Here is a 21994-nt window from a genome sequence, read left to right as displayed (position 1 = left end):
AAAATTACTTTAAAATGTTTTTGAAAGGATGTTCCAAATGAGTGATTGCATTTTCTGTAAAATAATTGATGGATCCATTCCAAGCACAAAAGTATATGAAGATGAAAACGTATATGCATTTATGGATGTTTTCCCTCTAACAAAAGGCCATACATTACTTATTCCCAAGCAGCATGTTCAAGATTTATTCGAAATGCCCGAAGATGTGGCGAAAAACCTTTACGCTGCCGCTCCAAAAATTGCCAACGCAATTAAAACGGCCTTCCAGCCACAAGGCTTAAATACGATCAATAATAATGGCGCCTTTGCAGGACAATCGGTATTCCATTACCATCTGCATTTCATTCCACGCTACGATGAGACTGATGGGCTTAAGGTTACATGGGAAACAAAGCAAGGGGAATTCACAGCTGATGTACTTCAATCTGTAGCTGCACAAATTAAAGAACATCTATAATAGAAGATACTATAATATTAGTATTCTATTACATGAGGTTGCAAAATATATCTATAGAGATTAAAATCAATTTAAGTTTCGCCAACGGCAATGAGTGCACGTTGGGAATCTAAGAGAATAGAATTGTAGAGGAGAGTTTAGAAAATGAATACGAAAAACTTAGTTTTAATGGCGCTTTTAGTTGGCGTAGGTGCAGCTCTTTACCTAATCATACCGGGTTATGGAGAAGGGATGAAACCCGACTTTATGCTGACAATGATGTTTATAGGGATTATCTTATTCCCCACATTCAAGGAAACATTATTATTGGCAATTACAACCGGTGTCCTGTCCGGATTATTTTCAACATTCCCCGGTGGCTTTTTCCCGAATATCATCGATAAAGCGATAACAGGTATTGTGTTCTTTGTAATTGTATTGGCACTACGCAGTTTAATCCAGAAGATAGCTGTAGGTGCAGTACTTGTCGGGTTAGGTACAATTCTTTCAGGAACTATCTTCCTTTCCATGGCATCCATTTTAGTTGGCTTACCAGGAGGAAGTGCATTTACCGCATTGTTTGTAGCTGTTGTACTGCCTGGCGTTGTAATGAATGCAATTGCGTTTATCATCATCTACCCAATTATTACAAACCTTTTAAAACGGGCAAATTTCAAAACATCCGTGTCACAAGCATAATTTCGGGTGCAGACATAGTCTAATACGACTTGTCTGCACTTTTTTGCATTTTAAACCTTTCATGCATCCCTTCTTTTTAATTTGTACAATTCATGGTTTAATATGGTTAAGAATAGGAAATTTTATATTAAAGGAAAAAAATATAATAAGATACATATCACAAGGAGTGAAATAAATGCGTGCAAAACCTTTTTTAATCGGATTATCGGCTGGTGTGGTCGGAGGGCTGACAGCATTGCTCTTTACAACACCGCAATCAGGGAGACAACTTAGATCGAATATCAAAAGAAATTCCAACATTGCAAAATCATATCTTGGGGAAGTTAAGCACCATTCTTTGAGCGTAAAAGATTCGATTGCAACAATAAAAAATGAAGTGAACAATAATATCCCAGAAATAATGGATGAATTAAAACAATCCATTTCAAAATTTACCCAGCAGATTGAACCAGATACTGCAAAATTGAAAGAAGAAATAGATGGATTACAGAAATCTATTATAGAAATCGAGAATAATCTATCGGAATTAAATAATAAGAAGAAGAAAGATGAAGAAACTGAGTAATTCTTTCTTACTAAAAAATGGTTTTTTCATGAGTATATTTCAACCTTTTTTTACTAATTTATAACATTTTTTCACCTTAATTCAATTATTTAATTTTTCTAACTTTAAACTTTTTTCTTTTACTGCTATAATATTTTCATAATGTAAATGAAAGAAGGTGTTTGCTTTGTCAGAAAATTCATACACTATGAAAGAAGCCATGCTTTACAGTCAACGAATTGCACAATTATCCAAGGCATTATGGAAAGCGGTTGAAAAAGATTGGCAGCAATGGATTAAGCCTTACGATTTAAACATTAATGAACACCATATTTTATGGATAGCATTTCATTTAAAAGGAGCATCCATATCGGATGTTGCCAGATTTGGTGTTATGCACGTTTCTACTGCTTTCAACTTCTCAAAGAAACTTGAGGAGCGTGGCTTACTGGAGTTCTCTAAACGTGATGATGACAAACGGAATACGTATGTGGAACTTACGCAAAAAGGCTCTGAGTTAATTTTGGAAATGTACGACCATTATTACGATACACATCATTCAATCCTTGAAGGATCTCTAGCATTAAAGGAACTATATGGTAGATTCCCAGAGTTCTTAGATGTTATGGCCGTTATTCGTAACATTTATGGTGAAGATTTTATCGAAATATTTGAACGTTCATTTAAAAACTTCAAAGATTCTATTGTTGAAAACGAAAATCAACAACTGATTGTCGAAAGATAATATGAAACACAGTGGCTAGCTTGTATAGTGCAAAATTGAATATCAAGGATTATTATGAGTGTAGCGATACACTCTTTTTCTTTTCACTTTTTTAGGCCTTTGTATTTTTTTTTTGAAATAGTGTAGCAATTCCCTTTTATATCATTTACAATATTTTCACTGCAAAAGTAAGTAAAAATAAAAATTAGATGCTCACAATAAACATACATAATCATTGATCTAATTTCGTCCAGACTAACAGCAACCTTGAACAAAATTCATGAAAAGGGGTCGTCCATCTTGCATTGTTGGAAAACAATTAACATAAAAAAGGAATATGGCTCCACATGGCTAACAATTATGGCGATATCACTCTTTATAATTGTCTTTTCCCTATCGTTTTTAGCTTTCGGTCGTATCCATCCAGCATTTTATCGAGATGATGTTTTCTGGTTATTTGTACTTAGCTTCTTGCTCATTTACCCAATCCATAAACTGCTTCATTACTATTCATTATTTGAGTATAGAAAGTCGGTAAAACTAAGAATGAAAATAGAGTATAAATTCATTCCAATCATCAAAATGCGCATAAAGGCAATCATTCCGAAAAAACGATATGTATTCACCCTATCAATGCCTTTCATTGTAATTAATGGCCTCCTCATAACGATTGCCGTTACTTATGAAGAGTACGCACATTTTTCATGCTTACTGTTGGCTTATCATTGTAGTATTTGTTTTATCGACTTATTATTTATTAAAAATTTAATTCGTGCTCCAAAAAATTCCGTTATTGAAGAAACACCTAAAGGGTGCGAAATTCTAGTTCCGTCAATTATTTAGTCAGCTGTTTTGCCTATAGTTTCTGTTTTTTTGGAGAGAAGCATTTACTTGTGTTATATTGACATTTTTTGTATCCTTAAAGGAAGTGAAAGAGGGGAGGAATAGATTTGCTACTTCTAATTGTAGTGCTATTCTCGGTATTTTATTTATTCCAAATTAATCGGATGACTTATGCATTGGTTACGCAAAAAGATATCCCAGAAGAAAAACACGAAAAAATATTTCGAACGATAAATATATTGGTCACTATTTTATTAATTTCATTTTATGTTGAAGTTTATGTAGCATTGTAAAAATAGGTTTCATAGCATGTACTTAATTTTTGGCTCGCGGGTGTGCAACGATTGTGGACATCATGATCTTAAGGCTGGGTTATAATTGCCATATTCTATGGCAATGTCCCCATGATAGACTATGGAAATAATCATGTTTTACACTCTAAAAAGAGCTAATGGCTAAGCCATTAGCTCCTTGTCACTTTCGTTCCTAATATTGTTTCCTAATTATTAGTAAATGTATGCTGCACCTACAATAATCAATAGGATGAACAATACAACCAATAGAGCGAAACCATTTCCATATCCGCCACCATAGCTATTTCCCATTACGACACCCCCTTTCAAAGACTATACTATGCTTGCATGCAGACCGTGCATAGGCAAACGAACATGCAACCATTTTGTTTTTGAGGCGTTTATGATATAGTTACTATTGATTTCAATCCAAGTTAGGAGAGTATAAACACATGAAAAAACCATTTTTAGCACTAACACTAGCTACTTCTGTTTTCGCTTTAGCAGCTTGTAGTAACTCTGGCGACGAAGTAGTAGTATCCTCTACTTATGGTGATATTACAAAAGACCAATTTTATGAAGAAATTAAATCACTTGCTGGAAAAGCATTGCTGGAGCAGGTTGTTGTTGAACAAGTTTTAGAAAATAACTACAAAGTTACTGATGAGGAAATTGACGAACAATTTAAATCGGTAAAAGAACAATATGGAGAATCTTTTGAAGCTGTATTGGCACAAAACGGGTTAACAGAAGAAGCATTTAAAGAAAATGTACGTTTCCAACTTTTACAAGAAAAAGCCACTAAAGATGTGGAAGTAACCGATGAAGAAATCGAAAAATATTATAACCAAGCTAAATATGAGTTGAATGCTCGCCATATCTTAGTTGCTGATGAAGAAACTGCCTTTACTGTAGTTGAAAAATTAAAAGGCGGCGGAGATTTTGCAGAATTAGCAAAAGAATACTCTTCTGATGGTTCGGCAGCTAATGGCGGTGAACTCGGATGGTTTACAGTTGGATCAATGGTTGATGAATTCAATGACGCTGCTTACGCACTTGAATTGAATGAAATTAGTGAACCAGTACAATCCCAATTCGGCTATCACATTATCGAAGTTACGGACAAGCGTGAAGTCAAGGACTACGGGACTCTAGAAGAGAAAAAAGAAGAAATTAAAGAAGCGATTGCTGCCAAAAAAGGCGACTTTACTGCAAAAATTACGGACTTGCTAAAAGAAGCTGATGTGGATATTAAAGACGAAGATTTAAAAGAAGCTTTAGACACTTATTTAACTAATACAGAAGCTGATTCTTCCGATAAAAAGGCGGATGCTTCCGAGAAATAAAATGCAAACGCGTAAACTCAATTGTTTACGCGTTTTTTTCTTAGATTTTTTTAACAAATTCCGACTTTAATTTCATGGCGCCAAACCCATCGATTTTACAATCAATATTATGGTCTCCATCAACAAGTCGGATATTTTTCACCTTGGTCCCCATTTTTAAAGTAGAGGAACTTCCCTTTACTTTTAAATCTTTAATTACCGATACTGTATCCCCATCGGTCAATTGATGACCATTAACATCTTTTACAACCAATACTTCCACTTCAATCGGTACTTCCACTTCTTCGACACTCCACTCATGAGCGCATTCCGGACACACGAATAACTCTCCGTCTTGGTATGTATATGGCGAATTACATTTAGGACAATTTGGCAAACTCATATCTCTTCTCCTCACTCTCTACTTTGGTCAAGCCTTAAGTATATAGAAAATGCTTCCTTTCATCTATTACTTCTTCAAATCTTGGTGCAAAACTATTTTAAAGGAAAAATATTTCTTGTTTCTGCACAAACTAATTATTAAAAATGAAGGTGTGTTTTGATGAGAAAATTCCACATATCAATTTTAGCTTTTATATTGCTTCTCTCTGGATGTTCTTCTGAAAAATTTGAGGCTGAGCATGATTTTAAGGTAAAGGATTTCGAGTACACAAATCATCGAAACAAGCGAATATCCTTAAATAGCTTTGAAGGGACTCCTTGGCTCGCAATGTTTGTTTATACCCGATGCAACACAGTATGCCCACCCATGACTTCCAATATGGTGGATGTACACAACGCAATTGAAAAAGAAGGAATCAAAAATTATAAAATTGTGGGATTTACCGTAGACCCTTCCCACGATACCCCGGACATCCTAAATAATTATTTAACTTATTATCCAATCAACGATCAATCAAAATGGGAGCTGCTAACAGGCTATGAACAAGCGGAAATGACTCAATTCGCATTGCAATCATTCAATACAGTTGTAAAAAAACTTAGAGGCTCAGAGGATGTGGCTCACGATATCAAATATTTCCTTGTCGATCAAAAAGGAACGGTTGTAAAATCGTATGATGGCTATAGCGAAGTTCCTACCGAGGAAATCGTGAACGACTTGAAGAATATTCAATAGAGCGTTTAGTAACACCATGCAATTGGACAAGAGGTATTGTTTGGCAGAATAAACCTGTGAATTCGGCATTACGAGTTAGTCTTTCTGATCTGACTTAAATTTAGAAGGCACTCTTACCAAGAGTGCCTTGAAAAATTACTTATTCAAATGTTGGTTTGTAGAATGAACGATTGTCTAGCGGGAATAGTCTTTCGGTAAACTCACCAGGTTTCGTTTTTGCTAGTGCTCTCGTCAACATATTCATTTTCGCATCAATATTATCGATATAGTGGAGGATTTCAGCCTCCTGAATCATTGGCTTCTTCGGACTGCCCCACTCTTCTTTGCCGTGATGGGACAAGACGATATGTTTCAGAATGACGACTTCTTCACCATCAATATTTAACTCTTTGGCTGCTTGGCCAATTTCATCAACCATAATGGAAATATGGCCCAATAAATTCCCTTCTACCGTGTAAGTGGTCGCAATTGGACCAGTAAGTTCCTTCACTTTTCCAATATCATGCAGGATGATTCCTGCATAAACCAAATCCCGGTTCAAGGAAGGATACAGATCACAAATGGCCTTTCCAAGCCGTAGCATGGAAACAACATGGTCAATCAATCCGGACGCGTAATCATGGTGATTCTTGGAAGCTGCCGGAAATACGGTGATTTCCTGTTGATACTTCTTGAGAATGTATCTAGTGATACGGGAAATACTTGGATTCTTAATTTCAAAAAAGAATTGTGTCAATTCTTCATACAGCTCTTCTTTCGGCGTGGCAGCAGAAGGAAGAAGGTCATTGATTTGAATGCCCTCTTCTGGTTTGGCAATTCTTATTTGTTTAATCCGCAGTTGGTTTTTTCCTCGGTAATCATGGATTTCGCCGCCTACTTGGACAATTACTTCGGGACGATACATTTTTTCATGATCTTCGCCGGTATCCCATAGCTTCGCCTCAATATCCCCACTCTTATCTTGCAGGATGAGTGTCATGAAAGGTTTTCCTACGGTTGTAACTCCTTTAGTAGCTTGCTTGATTAATAAATATTGGTTTACTTGTTCACCCGCTTGGAGTTGTGTGATTCCTTTCATATGGAAAACACTCCTTTGTTATATATACTAGTTCTTGACTGATACTACTATTGTAACATGCAAACCCGGCTGTTACGATTGAAATTCATAAGAACTATTTACTTCAGACATCAGACATCAAAATTGAAAGCACTGAATCCACTTTCTCTAAATTCCAGTGAATTATCCACGTATTTCTTGTATAATGTACTATATCTTCTATAAAAAGGGGTAGGGATGATATGGAGAATTTTCGTTTCACAGCTTTTGAGAAAACAGGGGAAATTTTATTTGATGAAGTTTGGACTTTTGAAAGTGAAGAAATAGCAAAGATAGAAGGACAAAAACAAGTAGAGGAAAAAGGCGTGGAGAATAAAACCCATCGTCTTGTAAACTCTACTGGAAAATTGTTTTTATTCCACGTTTAATGATGAAAGGCGCCCCGAAAAGCTCGAGGCGCCTCTGATTATTTCCCTTTGAACTGCTGTGCTCTTTTTTCAATAAATGCCTTGATTCCCTCCAAGTGATCCTCGGTTTTTCGCATCTTCACTTGCCCTTTTGCTTCCCTTCTCAAAACGTTCGTTAATTCAGCAATTTTTTCGCCATGAAGAATTTCCTTTGTTTCGAGCATGGCCAAAATTGGGGAGGATAAGAACTTCCCGACTAGCTGATCGACAAAACTATCCCCTTCTCCTTCGTCAACCTGATAATCAACAAGGCCCAATTGATGGGCTTCTTTAGGGCTCATTATATCGCCGGACCAGATCAGTTGTTTTGCTTTAGGTGTACCAACCCGTTCTCTCATAAAGAAATGGCCGGCACCATCCGGTATCAACCCGATACCTATGAAATTCATGGCAAGTTTGCTGTTTTCCTCGGCCACGATAATATCGCATCCCAACGCCAAACTAAAGCCCAAACCAGCAGCAGCACCCCGGATTTGTGCGATCGTAATCATCGGTAATTGATAAAGGGCTAGAACCATTCTTGTTATATAGTTCATAATGTTCTCGAAGTCCTTTGGTTCTCCTGAAGTGACCATCATCTTTATATCGCCGCCGGCTGAAAAGATATTCCCTTCCCCTTTAATAACGAGTATCTGAACTTCAGGATTATCTTTTAAAAACTCCAGGCAGTCCGCAAGTTCCTGCATCATTAAAAGATTCATCGAATTAGCAACGGTTGGTCTGTTAAATGACAAAGTTGCACGACGATCAGCAATCTCCACTTTTATTGTTTCATAAGCCATATTTTTGCCCCCTTGTTTTAATGAATAACCATTCAGTAAATATATTCAATTTTTCGCTGCCTTTTCCCTTTAATTACTTAAATATTTACCAACAATTCTTCCGGTAAATAGACATCCACCGACGAAAGTCCCTTCCAAAGATCTGTAGCCGTGAATGCCTCCTCCACCAAACCCGCTTACTTCACCCGCAGCGAATAAGCCTTGAATCGGTTCACCGAGCTCATTTAGAACTTGTCCATTTAAGTCAGTCTGTAATCCACCCAATGTCTTTCTCGATAAAATATTCAATCTTACAGCAATTAGACGGCCATTATTGGCATCAAGTATTTTATGCGGCTTCGCTACCCGGATCAATTTGTCCCCTATATATTGTCGGGCACCTCTCATGGCCATTACTTGCAAATCCTTTGTAAACTTATTATCCAATTCCCGATCCCTCGCCAGGATTTGGTCCTTTACCTTGATAAAATCCAGCAACTCATTGCCCACCAATCGATTCATGCCATCGACTAAATCTTTTAGGCTTTCTGCTAGAATAAAGTCTTCCCCATGTTCCATAAAAGCTTTTACTGGTGCAGATGGACCCGGTAATACACGCTTAAGTACTTTTTGTATACTTTTATTTGTAAGGTCGGGATTTTGTTCTGAACCGGAAAGGGCGAATTCTTTCTCGATCATCTTTTCCGTAAGAATGAACCAGGAATAATCATACCCGGTTTTCATAATGGCCTCCAAAGTGCTTAACGTATCGAACCCTGGAAAATTGGGCGGTGCAAAACGATTTCCCAATGCGTCGAACCATAATGAAGATGGTCCCGGCAATATTCTGATGCCGTGATTATTCCATATCGGATTCCAATTTTTAAGCCCCTCAGTGTAGTGCCACATCCGGTCTCGATTTACTATCGATGCACCGGCTTTTTCCGAAATTCCCAGCATACGGCCATCGACATAGGCAGGGACCCCGGTAACCATATTTTCGGGCGGGACCCCTAATCTGCTTGGCCAATTTTTGCGGACAAGCTCCAGATTCGCTCCAATCCCTCCACTCGCCACTATGACGGCATCACCATAAAACTCAAAATCCGCCACTTCTACTCTGGAACTTTCTTGCCCACGCTCGATTGCACTTTCCTCGAGAATTTTGCCTTGTATTCCAATCACCGCACCATTAGCAGTAAGTAGTTCATCCACTTTATGACGAGGTTTATAATCGAGTAATCCTTCTTCGGAAGCTTGCTTCACTTTTTTGGCAAATGGTTCAACTATTCCCGGGCCTGTACCCCAAACAATATGAAAACGCGGGACTGAGTTCCCATGACCTCCTGCCAGCGCACCTCCCCTTTCCGCCCATCCGACAACGGGGAAAATTTTAATGCCAAGTGATTGCAACCAGTTATATTTTTCTTCAGCTGCAAATTCGACGTATGCCTTTGCCCATTGATAACCCCACTTATCTTCATCCTCTAGTCGATCAAAACCGGCAGTCCCCATCCAATCTTGCCAAGCCAATTCTTTAGAGTCCTTGATGCCAAGTCGTCTTTGCTCAGGTGAATCGACCAAGAATAGTCCTCCAAACGACCAAAAAGCTTGTCCCCCAATTGAATTTGCCGGCTCCTGGTCAACCAGCAATACTTTTTTGTCCGCCTCGATTAGTTCACAAGCCGCAGTCAAGCCCGCAAGTCCGGCTCCAATAATTATTACATCATATTTCACATACCCACCCCTTTTTGCTTTAAGCTTATTTAATAGTGTTCTTTATTGACTTTTGATTCCCTTTAAAGCGGGCTATTTTTATTTTCCAACGGAGGCAATTATTCGCTTTATTGCGTTAAATGAATAAAATCAACAAATAGTTCTCCAACTAACATTGGGACCTGAATCGCAATAATATTCTGACATATAGTGTGATTATCCTGAAAATGAAGATTATCCTCTGTTAAATCTCGCTCCCTGTAACACGAACATTAAAACTAAAATATCATATATTGTTCGTATTATAGTTATTTTTGAAAGCCTTTTCATCTAATTTTTTAAATTTTTCTAGAAATTATATTGACAAAACTGAACAATAAGGATTATGATGTTAACAATTAAATCAACGAAAAATATTATGACGGAGACATGCTCGTTCGTTTGAAATCTTTAGAGAGCTGATGGTTGGTGAAAATCAGTGTTTTCTGCGATTGTGGTTCCACTCCAGAATAGATCGGCTGAAAATTAAGAGTATGCCTTTCCGAGTCATGCACGTTACGCATTTGCTTAGAGGTTGCACAACCAGAGGTTTTGCAACGAATAAGGGTGGTACCGCGTAAGTATGATAAGTTTGCCTTTCGCCCCTTACATTATATGTGAGGAGTGGAGGGCTTTTATATTTTTAAAGGGCATAGAGAATAGTCAATATTTTGTGATTTAAGATGTTAAGCATCAAGTGCAAACATAATTTTCGAAATATTTTGTTAAATAAATTTTAAAGGAGCGTATTATCAATGGTAACAAAAACTGCAACTGCCACTAATTTAATTAATGTATTTATTGCTGATCCACTTAGCGAAGATGGGATTTTCCCTCTCCGACAGGAAACAGATTTAAATCTAAATGTTGTGATTGATACGGGGCTTGCACCTGAACAATTGATAGAAAAAATTCAAGATGTTCATGTCCTTTTAGTACGCAGCCAAACAAAAGTTACTCGTGAAATTATTGCGGCTGCCAAAAGTTTGAAATTGATAGGCCGTGCAGGTGTTGGGGTAGATAACATCGACTTGGCCGCTGCAACAGAACATGGCGTCATTGTTGTGAATGCACCGGATGGAAATACCAACTCTGCTGCAGAACATACAATTGCGATGATGACGTCACTTGCCCGCCATATTCCACAAGCCTATAATGCATTGAAAAATGGGCTTTGGGATCGAAAAACTTACGTAGGGGTTGAACTAAAAAATAAAACTTTAGGTGTCCTCGGATTCGGGCGTATCGGAACTGAAGTGGCTTACCGTGCAAAAGGGCAACGCATGAATGTTATTGCCTATGATCCTTTCTTGACGGAAGAACGCGCAAAAGAACTTGGCATCACAAAAGGTTCAGTGGATGAGGTTGTTCAAGCTGCTGATTTTATTACGGTACATACCCCACTCCTTCCTGAAACACGCAACTTGATCAATAAAGACAAATTCGCGATCATGAAAACTGACGTGCGCATCATTAACTGTGCACGCGGTGGAATTATTGATGAAGATGATTTATATGATGCGATTGTTGAAGGGAAAGTAGCAGGTGCTGCCCTTGACGTTTTCGTAGAGGAACCGGCGACAAATCACAAATTATTAACTTTGCCTCAAGTGATTGCTACACCACACTTGGGTGCGTCGACAATTGAAGCACAGGAATCTGTTGCGGTTGATGTCTCAAACGATATTATTAAATTCTTTAAAACCGGTACAGTGACGAATCCCGTGAACATGCCATCCATTCCAAAAGAGTTATTGGCACAGGTGGAGCCATTCTTTGAACTAGCAGAGAAGTTGGGGAATTTCCTATCACAGGTAACGACGGAGCCAATAAAGGAAATCAATATTTCTTATGCTGGTGAAGTAGCAAACTATGATGTCCGTCCTTTAACATCAAACAATTTAAAAGGCTTGCTGCAAAAGAACCATGGGGACCATGTAAATGATGTAAATGCCCGTTACCTATCTGAACGCATCGGCATTAAAATCAATGAACATAAAACTACAACTGCCAAAGGGTTTACAAATTTAATATCAGTCGAGGTGAAAACTGAAAACGAAGTCCATACCGTGGCTGGTACATTGCTTAATGGTTTAGGCGCAAGAATTGTCAAGGTTGAAAATTATGTTGTCGACGTAATACCTCAAGGCCACCTTCTTTATATTAAAAACACAGACAAACCTGGTGCAATCGGCCGGGTAGCTACCAAGCTTGCAGAAAAGGATATTAACATCGCAACAATGCAAGTAGGACGTGACCAGGTCGGTGGCACAGCTATTATGATGCTGACAATCGACAACGATGTAACTGCCGAAGATTTAAACTATGTAGCGCAGCTTGAAAATATCGATGAAGTAAAAGCAATTACACTCTAATAAATAAAATGCGGGATACCTCTCTAGTTTACAGGGAGGTATCCCATTTTAGGATATATAATGCCCACCATAAACAAAAATAAGAAACAGAGATATTCAGATTCAGGTAGAATACTTCCAGAAGTAACCCCAAGACCAAAGTCGGAGTAAGCGACAATAAAAACAGATGGAGAAAATTGATTATTTTCATCCATCTATCCGAAACATTCTGATTATAGGCTCTTCATTAGCTCCACAAACTCTGTTAACGATGTAACTTCATAGGTTGGTTCTATTTCACCATCATTTACATTACTCTCCCGGTTTATCCATACGTTTCTCATGCCGACACTTGCAGATCCTTTAATATCTGTATTTAAGTTGTCGCCGACCATAATCCCTTCTTTTGCCGTTATCCCAGCCTTGGCCATCATAAATTCGAATAATTCCGGATCCGGTTTGCCTTTACCAAAGTCGCCTGAAATAATGACATGGTCGAAATAAGGGAGAATTTCCGGGGTGATTTCAAGCTTCAGATTTTGCAGACTAGGTGCTCCATTTGTCAGTAATACTAATTGATAATCGTGCTTTAGTGCATCCAGCACAGCGTATGTATCTTCATATACAAAAGGAGATTTCTTTCGTTCCTCCACAAAGCGCTCTCCTAGTTCGGCCCCAAGTGTTGGTTCCTCGATTCCTAGAACCATTAAGCCCTTTGTCCAAGCTTCCTTGCGATATGTCGGAATAATTTCTTTCATTTTTTGAAATGAATCGGTTGAATCATCAAAAGTGCCCCAAAGTCCCTCGAAAGGGTTAATTCCTATCAGGACCGTGTAATCATATGTTTCATACGATTCATATAATTTACGAGCTTCCAATCTTACTGCTTCTTCCAGTTTAGCAGGATCGACACCACATTTTTCATGTGCATATGCACAGGTTTTTTCGAACGCCGTTTTAATGCTTTGCTTATCCCACAATAAAGTATCATCCAAATCAAAAATAATTGTATTTACTGACATGACCTATCTCCTAATAATAAGATTTATTTGCTAACGATTGTCTAAAACTGCACTCTCATTTTATTTTACCATATTTTCAGAATTGTTAGGCAGGTCAATTTCTAACAGGTCTCGAATTCAATTTACCTGTTTGTTCCACGCTACCATTAGCCCATCCACTAATAGTTATACAAGCTATAGTAATAGCATATGTTCCTTTAAACACCAATTTGCTACAAGAAAAGGGAGAGAGAAGATGATTAAAAAGTTTGCATCTGACGCTCTAGGACTATCGGATATTGGGAAAGTAATTGAATCATACGAATATGATACAACAGAATGTGATGATTACTTATTATATGAAAAAGGAGAACACATTTATTTTCTTATTAAAACAAAAACTGATGAATATTGTTTCACAAATTTGGCATTAATTCATGTCGACGGAGATTCTGCCATAAGCAAAAAACGCACCCTAAAACGCTATGACTATAAATACAATTCGTTACGCCATGTCTCCTTTGAAACTGCCGGAACAATCGATCTGGATATTGAAATTAAATTTACTGTTGGTGAAACCGCTTTTAATATTGATATTCATAAAAACTATTCAGTGAAAGCAAAAGATTTATACAAATGCTTAGTTACCATGGAAAGGATCATGCGTGAAAATGAAAAGCACCGGAATTATATGTTTGATAGTCTGGAATATGCAACAAGAAGTCTATCATCATCCAACCATGGTCCATCTTCCCCTGGAGAGTCATTTAAGTCCATTGTCGAGTTTACAAATCATTGGTTAAATGAAAGCAGCCGCAACTATTCAAAAGAGGATTACAGCGATGTGTTTGAGCTATTTATTCGTAATTAGATTATTCTTAATAACCCGTACTCCACATTTTGCAAGTACGGGTTTACATTTCTCTATTAAGCTTCTTTTTTCCACAGTTTTCTTGACTATTAAAAGAAAAAAGAATAGCATTTTGCTATTCATTCGTTAACTATTCATAGTATACCGGTTTCGTCCGTTGCGTTTCGATTCGTAAAGCGCATCATCCGCTAGTTTAAAAATTTCCTTATATTCGGTAACCATACCATTGCTATTTGTACTTACCCCAAAACTGATTTGAATGGCGATGTTTTCTTCATCGGTTTCAAATATTGTATTTGAGATTTTACCATAAAGATGATCAATCAGATCCATCAATTCATTTCTCGATGACACTTTTACCATCCCTACAAATTCATCCCCGCCATATCTGGCAAAAATGCTGTCGTAAGATGATAAAAATTCTTTCGCTAAATTTGATATAAACTTTAGAACGTCATCTCCCACGAGGTGCCCATATTGATCATTTATTTGTTTGAAATAGTCCACGTCCAATATAAAAAAGCCGATTAATTGGGCAGTTGTTTCAGCGTCCTTCAACCATTTTTCAATAGTTTTCTCAAAGTACCGGCGATTATAGCAAGACGTTAAAGGATCCTTGGTCGAGATGGATTCATACTGTTTTTCATTTTGAGTCATTTCGATTTGGATGATGTTTTGATTTAAATTGATTTCTTTAATCTTGAGCAGGATATCGATATAGTCTTTTTGAATCGCAATCAATCGGTCTTTATCACCCAACTCCGTGCTTACTTCCACAAGAAGCTTGTTGATTTCCTCCAATAATATTAAATCATTATTCCTGGAAGCAAAATCCTTCGCTTTGAGCAAAATATCATTTGCTTCTTCATATCGCTTTTGGGCTTTAAACCAGAATCCTTTATATTGCAGTGCATAAATTGATGTTTTTATCATCTGCTTACCTTCCATATGGGAAAATAAAAAATCAAAAAGCTCTTCAGCTTTCTGAAATTCTCCCAGATCCGTATAGCCCTTCGATAGGTTCAATCTAATATAAACCACTAATTCATCTTCTTGCTCGTGGTCAAGCTGCTTCGATAATCGCAAAGCTTCCAGAAGAACTTCCACGGCGTTTTCCGGCTGCTTTTCAACTAGATAAAAAACACCCAAGTTATTATAAATTTTGCATACAGAATAAATATCATTTACTGCGATGGCCAATGATTTTGCTTTATTTAAATATTCCAGATTTTTCTCCTGGTTTCCGAGTTCCCCACAAACGCTTGCGTACGTATTTAGATAGGAAATTCTCTGACCGTCCGTTCCATAATCATCAATCCACTCGGTTAACTTTTTCAAATCTGCAATACAGGATTGAATATCCCCTATATTGTAATATATTTTACTTCTATTTAAATTCAAGTCTATCAATAAGCTATAATTTTTTTCTTGTAATGCGAGACTTGCTGTTGGATCAAATAAACTAAAAAATTCATCAAACCGCCCCTCTCTTACTAGGGCATCCATCGTAATCTTCAGTTCTTCTAGTTCTTGCAACTCATCACTCCCTAACCAATCCCCACTACTTTTCTCATATCTATCATATTTCATTTATACATGATTTTTTACTTATTTACAATTGACACAATAAAATAATCGCACAAAAGGGAATTTTCTGTCTTCTTTCTACTATATCATTTTAACTATATAAATAAAATAACAAAGTCATTTAATCCCCTTTTTTTTGCATACATAGACTTATTTTTGTCATTTTAAAAGAGAGTAGTGTATTATCACTCCCTATAACTCTCTCTCTATCTTGCCGTTACTAGGGTGACCTGAGGACCTTAATGGCGAGTGAAAAAAGAGGCTTTCCATTCGTTAATCTACTAATGGTAGCCTCTTATGCTTGACATTAAATTAAATGTTGCCATCCCCGCATTTACTCGAAAGCGCTTCTTTATAGCAAATTTCCGGTAAATGGTGATTCTAATAGCGGTTCAAATTTCTTTCTAGTGGATTGGTATTGTTCAATTATTTTGGCTTCGTTTTTTTCAATGTATTCCACACGTTCCAGTAGATCTTGGGCTAACTGCTTGGAATCCGTGGAAACGACCAAATATTGCAATCCAACTGATTCCGCAAAATCAAATACTTTAAACCGGTATCCCAATGAAATCGCAGGAACTTTTGCAGTCAAGGATAAAAAGTTTGCATGCAGTTTAAAGTTGATAGTTCCTTTGCATCTTGATAGTTTGGCGATCAACTCATTTTCCGAATAAAGATTTTTATCAAGTATCACATTATCCGGATCATTTATTTTGTCGTATAACCTTTGACAGGAAGGTCTATCATCGGCCCATACAGTATAGATCATGATCTTATAACCCGCTTTGATTAACGTCTTTGCTGTTTCCACTAACTGTTCCTCAACAAACGTTTCATTCGCTCCATATAAACGATTGAATGTAGTGCCCCAGTTGATGCCAATTACTTTTTTCTTCTCGTTGGAAATATCAGTATTTGGTTCCTGCAATAGTAAACCGGGATCCCCGATAATTTGCACTTTTTTGGCCTTTTCGCTGCCGATCATAATTTCGATCGCTTTTTTCGTTAGTGGCCCCCTAACTCCTACAAATAGTGCGCGATCAATTACTTCATCCAGCACTTCAACATCCTTTTGCTTAAAATTTTGTTCCAACGAATTTAATCCGTCATTTATTAATAAATCTAAATTTCGCTTTTCAATCCAATCCAGGCCTGTTCCCCATATAACGACGGATTTCCCTTTTTGAATGGCATTTTGGAGGATTTGGAGATATCCCGGCAATAAGAGGGAGCCCCCCCCCAATACTACCGTATCATATTTCTCGATTTTTTTTAGATCAATACCAGGTACAGAGGGGGTGAGGTCTATTCGCTCCTTATCTAAATACTTGCCGCATACATCCTTGAAGATGTTCCATAATAGTTCATCCCCTAAATTATTGAATCCAATCCAACCTATATATAGAAGTTTTTTCATTTTTCACTTCCTCCTTTTAATGTATCGGAGTAAATTTTCAACATATCCATCACCACGTTTTGGATATTGAATTTCTCTTCCACCATTTCTCTGGACTCTTTTCCATATAACTTCATTTGCTCTTTATCCAGTAAAAGTTTTTTAAGTTCATCCCTCAAGATATGTCTACTGCACGCTGTTTTGGAACCATGATCTCCAAAATAGTGGTTCCATGCTTCATCGATATTATTTTTATTAACAGTTCCAAAATATCCGTGGTTTCCTACTGCTATAACCGGTTTCCCAGTAGCCATCGCTTCTAACGCTACACGTCCCGTTCCGACCACACAATCGGCTATTGAATAATAACCGTGCATATTATTTTGTTCCCCCATAATGTGGATAAAAGTTCCCTTGCATTGTTTCTCGATCATTTGCGCTAAATTTTCTATGTCAACTAACCTGTCGCCACCACCCACCACAATGACATGAAGATTCGGGATGGACTTTAGTTTAAGATCCTTGCAAGCTCTTAGAAAAATGGAACAAACACTTGCCTTTGCCCAAGTAATCCTGCTGGCATAGAGAACGACTATCGAGTCCTCCGGTATTTTCAATTCTTTTCTTAATTCTTCGGATGAAACATCTTGCGGATACTCCTCCAGATTAATGCCATTTGGTATTAAGACAGGATTTTGAATTCCAAAGGATTTTATATAATTACTTAGTGGTGGACTTACACAAATGATCGAATCGGATAATTCGAGAAGCTTACGAATTTCATGATCCGGATAATAAGTTCCATGTACAGTTAAGACTGTTGCAATTCCCTTATTTTTGGCTGCCTTGCCCGCCAGGTACCCAGAGGGGAATTGATGGATGTGGACTAGCGTGATTTTCTCCTCTTCAATAATGCTTTCGATTTTCTCAACCAACTCTTTTTCCAGTTTTCCATCAGGATTAACAGTACGGGGAATATCAATATGATGAATCGGGCAATTTAATGATTCAAAGGAGCCTACCAAAGTACCTGATTTACTGGCAGCGATTGCGACAAATACGTCATTTTTTATTAGCTCTTTTGCCAAACCTAACACATGGGTTTCAGTTCCTCCGATATATAAAGCATCGATTACAAGTAAAACTCTCTCGTTATTCACTTTTCGCCACTTCCATAGAACATTTTGGATCGCTGCTTGTCATGTAGGCGATAATAATAGAGAACATCTTTTAGATTCTCTATTTTTAATTTGGCATTCAAGAATTTTACGATGAATTCATAATCCTCTGCTCCCTTTATCCTTCTGGTCGGCCCCCCAAGCAAATCAAAACATTTACCGTGAAACAGGATTGTTCCATGACACACACAATGCTTCCCTAAAGCATAAATTTTTCGAATTTCCTCCCCATAATGGAGCCAATTCGCTTCTTTGCCGCTCTCTTTATCACCGTCACTAAACGAACGGTAATTTGTTCCTACTAAACTATACTCAGGATTATTAAGTAGGAATTCTACTTGTTTTTCCACCCGGGAAGGATGTGAAATATCATCAGCGTCATTCAGTGCGATATATTCCCCTGAACTCATGAAATATCCCGTAGTAAGCGCCCCGGCAAACCCTGTATTTACGGGAAGATTACATAAAATTACTGGAAAAGGTGGATCTGAATTTTCTATCCATTGTTCTATGATTTGCTCTGTATTATCTGTCGAGCCATCATTTACAAGAATGACTTCAAGATTTTTATATGTTTGAGATAGTAGTCCGTTTAAGCAATCTTCAATGTAAAGTGATGCATTATAGCACGGAATCACGAAACTAACTAACCCTTCTTCTCTTTTCTTCATAGTTATCACCTCTAAATTAAACTATGAATTCTATTTCACATTGTTTGTGCGTTCTACTTATTTTTCAAACTTTTTTTAGAAAGGTTGGTAATTTCAACACATTCACCCAAACAAAATCTATCAATCAAACATATAATTCAACATACTGTTTAAGAAAGGAGATAAATATGTGGCAATTGCGTTTAATTCTTAGTTCTCTTGAAGGCTCGACAATTGAAGTTTCTACAGAGTATTCCAGTGTCACTGGAATATTGATAGAAGTCAAGGGCGACTATATTGTGCTTAGAACTAATGCCGATTTAATTTATGTTCCGTTAGCAAGTATCATCAGTTTTTCTTACTAAAAAAGGGAGGTGCTTAAGTTGTTTGAAAATAATCTGTTCAACCAGCTTCGCAAACTAGTTAATCAAGATATTAAAGTGGCGGTTGGTGAAGAATTGTATAGCGGGGAACTAATATCGGTTGATAATTTCGTACTCAGGTTAAGAGAATCTACCGATACCTATGAAAGAGAGTTCAGAAATGTAGTAGTACTTTTATCCGAAGTAAGTTTTATCCAAGTACCAGCGAATTAGATTGAAGTGAACCATCAAAAAATACGGTTCAGTAATAACATAATAGATTGTTGTTTGATAACCGGGCAAGTTAACGCGCCCGGTCATTTTTTTGTATAAAAAAAGACAGAGGGATACTCTGTCTTTAAGTTTACTGGCTGATTCGCGTAGAATACAATTCATTTAACATGTCGATTTTCTTTTCAATGGCATCTTCAAAAGTCATAATGTACGCTGCCGGATCTTTAGGATTATGGAATTGGGTGATTTTCCCGGTATCAGGGTTAACAAACTTCGTTGATGCTCCACAACCGATGCCCAAAATTGTCTGAACTTCTTCCATAATGACAATATTATAGATACTCTCTTCACCCGGTTTACAGTAGCCCACGTTCTCTAAGTTGCCCAGGATATTTTTCTGGCGGTATAAGTAATATGGGACATACCCATTTTCTTCCGTCCAATTGCTGGCCATCTCCATCATCTTCGTCACTGTTTCACGGTCAGCCACTTTATACTTGTCCTTATTATGGGTCATTTCAGAAGCACGCTTGAACGATAATGTATGAACCGTTAATGACTCGGGTTGCATTTTCGCACTTTCATCCAGTGAATGCTGGAATTCCTCGATTCCTTCATTTGGGAGGCCAATGATTAAATCCATGTTGATATTATTCATTCCCGATTGTCGGGACAACCAAAACTTATCAATTGTTTCTTGAACGGTATGATGACGTCCAATTGCTTTTAATGTTTCATCAGTGTAACTTTGTGGATTAACGGAAATCCGATCGATTCCCCACTTTTTAAGAACTTCGATTTTCTCGGGAGTAATGGTATCAGGTCTCCCAGCTTCCACAGTAATCTCACGAATTTTGTCCGGATTTGGGAACGATTCGAACATCGTTTTATATAGGGCATCCATTTCATGCGCTTCAATGGATGTAGGTGTTCCCCCTCCCCAGTAGACGGAAGTGATATTCATATTGTTGTCTTTCAACCATTTGCCCATTGCGCGTATTTCAATGTGCAAGCCATCAATAAACGATTCAACGCGGCCCGCTTTACGGTTGCTTTGGATTGCATATGCCGGGAAAGTACAATATGCACATTTTGTCGGACAGAATGGTACCCCGATATACACGGAAAGTTCTTTACCTAGCTCATCCAAGTCAGGAATCGTAACCAGCTGCCGTTTAACAATTTCCCGCATCAGAGCAACTTTCGAATCTGATATGCGGAAGTCCTTCTTTAATATCGCATAAATATCGTCATCATTCATGCCTTGCTGGCGATATTTATGGTAAAGCTTTGTCGGTCGTACACCTGTTAAGATACCCCATTGCTGGGTCATTCCCGTATATTGTTCAAGGACATCCAGCATGACATGGGAGAGGGCGCGTTTCATACGGATGCCCTGTTCCTTTTCAGTACCTTCTGTTTCATATTGAATGGAATAGTTGCTTGTATATGCTGATCCATCTACCGCCAATTCACATGCAGTATGGATTGTATAATCTTCATCTATTGAATGTTGGAAATGGAAGGATAGTTCCGCATCTTCGGCAGCTACGACGATTTTGGAGTCCTCGTAGAACAAGTTGGCGATATGATTCAGAACCCGGTTCCAATCCTCTTTAAACACTTCATTTACTTCGATTTTTTTCATCACTTGCGTCTCTCTTCCCTATTAATTTCAGGCATTACCGTTAACAACAAAGGAGATATTATCCAGTTGCAAAAAAATTTTAATTTCAAGCGTTAATTATAACATGTCTTTTTAATATAACAAATGGTGCGGGGAAAATGGTATTTTTTCGCTTGTAACGTTGTGTTGTGCAAGTTTAGTAAATACACTTCTAATAGTGTACTAGTTGCAAGGACGATCAAAACAACATTCAGGAGGCATATCCTACGGTTTGTTAAAACCTTAAAGATAATATTGCACGAAAAAATCCCAATAGCTTGTTATAAGCTTTTGGGATTTGAACGGATTACAATCCATCATACAAGGATTGAATTGGTTTTACTAAAACGCGGTTTACTTCTTCAATTATTTTGCTTAGTGCCATTTCTGCTTCCAGCATCGCTAAAATTGTCGGGCTTGATTGGGCTAATTGTGCTGTTTTTTGTGCGTATAGCAACTCATCTTTCAATAATTCTTCGCCGTTCATTTGTTTTTGTTGCAGCTTCATTTGTACATCGCGGAAGTTTGCAAACAGGACTCTCGCCTCTTCATCCGCACGCACCGCTTCGACTGCGTCCTTTAGAACTTTGAACTCATCTGTTTGACGCATTGAAGCCTCTAATTTGTTAATGTCATTATAAATGTTAATCACA

At 37.6% G+C, this 21994-nt stretch carries 25 protein-coding genes and 1 other annotated feature; of the genes, 13 read left to right on the top strand and 12 right to left on the bottom strand.

Features of this window, described 5'->3' with window-relative positions; genetic code table 11:
• The first annotated feature begins 37 nt into the window (after positions 1 to 37).
• From CD33_RS09300 to CD33_RS09275, 6 genes are all read left to right on the top strand, one after another.
• Entirely contained in the window at positions 38 to 457 is a 420-nt protein-coding gene (locus CD33_RS09300; protein ID WP_036200304.1) for an HIT family protein, read from the top strand.
• Between the two features lie 144 nt (positions 458 to 601).
• Complete coding sequence (locus tag CD33_RS09295; protein WP_036200303.1) at positions 602 to 1135, top strand: tryptophan transporter; 534 nt, start codon at positions 602 to 604, stop codon at positions 1133 to 1135.
• A gap of 175 nt (positions 1136 to 1310) precedes the next feature.
• On the top strand, positions 1311 to 1700 hold the full coding sequence (locus CD33_RS09290; protein ID WP_036200300.1) for a YtxH domain-containing protein: 390 nt from the start codon (positions 1311 to 1313) through the stop codon (positions 1698 to 1700).
• A gap of 166 nt (positions 1701 to 1866) precedes the next feature.
• Entirely contained in the window at positions 1867 to 2424 is a 558-nt protein-coding gene (locus CD33_RS09285) for an HTH-type transcriptional regulator Hpr (protein WP_036200298.1), read from the top strand.
• Between the two features lie 279 nt (positions 2425 to 2703).
• Entirely contained in the window at positions 2704 to 3246 is a 543-nt protein-coding gene (locus CD33_RS09280; RefSeq protein WP_036200296.1) for a DUF3267 domain-containing protein, read from the top strand.
• Positions 3247 to 3353: 107 nt separating this feature from the next.
• Entirely contained in the window at positions 3354 to 3539 is a 186-nt protein-coding gene (locus CD33_RS09275; RefSeq protein WP_036200294.1) for a hypothetical protein, read from the top strand.
• 213 nt (positions 3540 to 3752) lie between these two features.
• Here the strand turns inward: CD33_RS09275 and CD33_RS19840 are convergent, their stop codons facing one another.
• Positions 3753 to 3851 carry a YjcZ family sporulation protein gene (locus tag CD33_RS19840; protein ID WP_036200292.1) on the bottom strand — a complete coding sequence of 33 codons (99 nt, stop codon included), beginning with the start codon at positions 3849 to 3851 and terminating at the stop codon, positions 3753 to 3755.
• A gap of 140 nt (positions 3852 to 3991) precedes the next feature.
• Here CD33_RS19840 and CD33_RS09265 point away from each other — a divergent pair, with 140 nt between their 5' ends.
• Positions 3992 to 4885, top strand: coding sequence for a peptidylprolyl isomerase (locus tag CD33_RS09265; protein WP_036200291.1), 894 nt, complete (start codon positions 3992 to 3994; stop codon positions 4883 to 4885).
• Positions 4886 to 4925: 40 nt separating this feature from the next.
• Here CD33_RS09265 and CD33_RS09260 read toward each other — a convergent pair whose 3' ends face one another.
• Positions 4926 to 5267, bottom strand: coding sequence for a zinc ribbon domain-containing protein YjdM (locus tag CD33_RS09260; protein WP_036200289.1), 342 nt, complete (start codon positions 5265 to 5267; stop codon positions 4926 to 4928).
• Between the two features lie 159 nt (positions 5268 to 5426).
• Here CD33_RS09260 and CD33_RS09255 point away from each other — a divergent pair, with 159 nt between their 5' ends.
• Positions 5427 to 6002 (top strand): SCO family protein, encoded by a 576-nt coding sequence (locus CD33_RS09255; protein ID WP_036200287.1) that lies wholly within the window; start codon positions 5427 to 5429, stop codon positions 6000 to 6002.
• A gap of 139 nt (positions 6003 to 6141) precedes the next feature.
• On the opposite strand, the gene yhaM is transcribed toward CD33_RS09255, so the two are convergent.
• Positions 6142 to 7080: a 3'-5' exoribonuclease YhaM gene (gene yhaM, locus CD33_RS09250; RefSeq protein ID WP_036200285.1), complete on the bottom strand. Its 939-nt coding sequence runs from the start codon at positions 7078 to 7080 to the stop codon at positions 6142 to 6144.
• A gap of 221 nt (positions 7081 to 7301) precedes the next feature.
• On the opposite strand from yhaM, the gene CD33_RS09245 reads away from it, so the two are divergent.
• Positions 7302 to 7487 carry a YhzD family protein gene (locus CD33_RS09245; RefSeq protein WP_036200283.1) on the top strand — a complete coding sequence of 62 codons (186 nt, stop codon included), beginning with the start codon at positions 7302 to 7304 and terminating at the stop codon, positions 7485 to 7487.
• A 38-nt stretch (positions 7488 to 7525) separates the two neighbouring features.
• Here the strand turns inward: CD33_RS09245 and CD33_RS09240 are convergent, their stop codons facing one another.
• A complete protein-coding gene (locus tag CD33_RS09240; protein ID WP_036200278.1) occupies positions 7526 to 8308 on the bottom strand; it encodes an enoyl-CoA hydratase in 783 nt (260 codons plus the stop codon).
• Positions 8309 to 8377: 69 nt separating this feature from the next.
• Positions 8378 to 10024, bottom strand: coding sequence for an FAD-binding dehydrogenase (locus CD33_RS09235; RefSeq protein WP_036200276.1), 1647 nt, complete (start codon positions 10022 to 10024; stop codon positions 8378 to 8380).
• 388 nt (positions 10025 to 10412) lie between these two features.
• Positions 10413 to 10652 (top strand) — a binding site (T-box leader).
• Between the two features lie 145 nt (positions 10653 to 10797).
• Here CD33_RS09235 and serA point away from each other — a divergent pair.
• Positions 10798 to 12417, top strand: a complete 1620-nt coding sequence (serA, locus tag CD33_RS09230; protein WP_036200274.1) for a phosphoglycerate dehydrogenase — start codon at positions 10798 to 10800, stop codon at positions 12415 to 12417.
• Between the two features lie 212 nt (positions 12418 to 12629).
• Here the strand turns inward: serA and CD33_RS09225 are convergent, their stop codons facing one another.
• A complete protein-coding gene (locus CD33_RS09225; RefSeq protein WP_036200273.1) occupies positions 12630 to 13418 on the bottom strand; it encodes an HAD family hydrolase in 789 nt (262 codons plus the stop codon).
• Positions 13419 to 13653: 235 nt separating this feature from the next.
• On the opposite strand from CD33_RS09225, the gene CD33_RS09220 reads away from it, so the two are divergent.
• On the top strand, positions 13654 to 14268 hold the full coding sequence (locus tag CD33_RS09220) for a PH domain-containing protein (RefSeq protein ID WP_036200272.1): 615 nt from the start codon (positions 13654 to 13656) through the stop codon (positions 14266 to 14268).
• A gap of 126 nt (positions 14269 to 14394) precedes the next feature.
• Here the strand turns inward: CD33_RS09220 and CD33_RS09215 are convergent, their stop codons facing one another.
• The 4 genes from CD33_RS09215 to CD33_RS09200 form a co-directional block, all read right to left on the bottom strand.
• A complete protein-coding gene (locus CD33_RS09215) occupies positions 14395 to 15804 on the bottom strand; it encodes a GGDEF domain-containing protein (protein ID WP_036200271.1) in 1410 nt (469 codons plus the stop codon).
• Positions 15805 to 16207: 403 nt separating this feature from the next.
• Positions 16208 to 17272 (bottom strand): polysaccharide pyruvyl transferase family protein, encoded by a 1065-nt coding sequence (locus tag CD33_RS20710; protein WP_036200270.1) that lies wholly within the window; start codon positions 17270 to 17272, stop codon positions 16208 to 16210.
• A complete protein-coding gene (locus CD33_RS20705; RefSeq protein WP_036200268.1) occupies positions 17269 to 18411 on the bottom strand; it encodes a glycosyltransferase family 4 protein in 1143 nt (380 codons plus the stop codon). Before CD33_RS20705 ends, CD33_RS20710 begins: the two co-directional genes overlap by 4 nt.
• A complete protein-coding gene (locus CD33_RS09200) occupies positions 18408 to 19100 on the bottom strand; it encodes a glycosyltransferase family 2 protein (RefSeq protein ID WP_036200267.1) in 693 nt (230 codons plus the stop codon). The genes CD33_RS20705 and CD33_RS09200 overlap by 4 nt, the downstream gene beginning before the upstream one ends.
• Positions 19101 to 19123: 23 nt before the next feature.
• Here CD33_RS09200 and CD33_RS20820 point away from each other — a divergent pair, with 23 nt between their 5' ends.
• Both CD33_RS20820 and CD33_RS09195 read left to right on the top strand, forming a co-directional pair.
• Positions 19124 to 19444 carry a DUF2642 domain-containing protein gene (locus tag CD33_RS20820; RefSeq protein WP_309299198.1) on the top strand — a complete coding sequence of 107 codons (321 nt, stop codon included), beginning with the start codon at positions 19124 to 19126 and terminating at the stop codon, positions 19442 to 19444.
• Positions 19445 to 19462: 18 nt separating this feature from the next.
• A complete protein-coding gene (locus tag CD33_RS09195) occupies positions 19463 to 19675 on the top strand; it encodes a hypothetical protein (RefSeq protein ID WP_052130155.1) in 213 nt (70 codons plus the stop codon).
• A 130-nt stretch (positions 19676 to 19805) separates the two neighbouring features.
• On the opposite strand, the gene CD33_RS09190 is transcribed toward CD33_RS09195, so the two are convergent.
• Both CD33_RS09190 and CD33_RS09185 read right to left on the bottom strand, forming a co-directional pair.
• Entirely contained in the window at positions 19806 to 21323 is a 1518-nt protein-coding gene (locus CD33_RS09190; RefSeq protein ID WP_036200265.1) for a coproporphyrinogen III oxidase, read from the bottom strand.
• Between the two features lie 325 nt (positions 21324 to 21648).
• Entirely contained in the window at positions 21649 to 21993 is a 345-nt protein-coding gene (locus tag CD33_RS09185; protein ID WP_036200263.1) for a YlbF/YmcA family competence regulator, read from the bottom strand.
• Position 21994: the final 1 nt, after the last annotated feature.

This window comes from Ureibacillus sinduriensis BLB-1 = JCM 15800, from assembly GCF_000772955.1.
In the GTDB taxonomy this organism is placed as follows: domain Bacteria; phylum Bacillota; class Bacilli; order Bacillales_A; family Planococcaceae; genus Ureibacillus; species Ureibacillus sinduriensis.
Note: the sequence above shows the minus strand (reverse complement) of the source record. Positions and strands in the feature narration are given on the sequence as shown.